Source organism: Halomonas sp. 141 (assembly GCF_002810305.1).
GTDB classification, from domain to species: domain Bacteria; phylum Pseudomonadota; class Gammaproteobacteria; order Pseudomonadales; family Halomonadaceae; genus Vreelandella; species Vreelandella stevensii.
The window spans coordinates 1-271 of sequence record NZ_PINZ01000171.1; the positions used below are offsets into that span (position 1 = coordinate 1).

Here is a 271-nt window from a genome sequence, read left to right on the forward strand (position 1 = left end):
CATCAGAACTGCACGAGGGCAACATGACAGGTGCACAGGAACCTGAGGTCATGTCCACGAAACAAGTGCGGATAGCATCGCTGGCAGAGCGTTTTCCGCAGCGTGCCTTCACGTCACTGTCGCATCATATCGACGCCCAGTGGCTGAAAACGGCCTACCTCATGACGCGCCATGACGGTGCGGTCGGGATTGATGGCCAGACGGCGGACGACTTCGCGCGCGACTTCGAGGCTAACGTCCAGCGTCTGCTGGAAGCGGCCAAGAGCGGTCG

The 271-nt window shown here is 60.5% G+C and carries 1 protein-coding gene; it reads left to right on the forward strand.

The window, feature by feature from the left end:
- Positions 1–50: 50 nt before the first annotated feature.
- On the forward strand, positions 51–271 hold a 221-nt coding region (locus CWI66_RS17870), incomplete at its 3' end, for a hypothetical protein (RefSeq protein WP_198517626.1).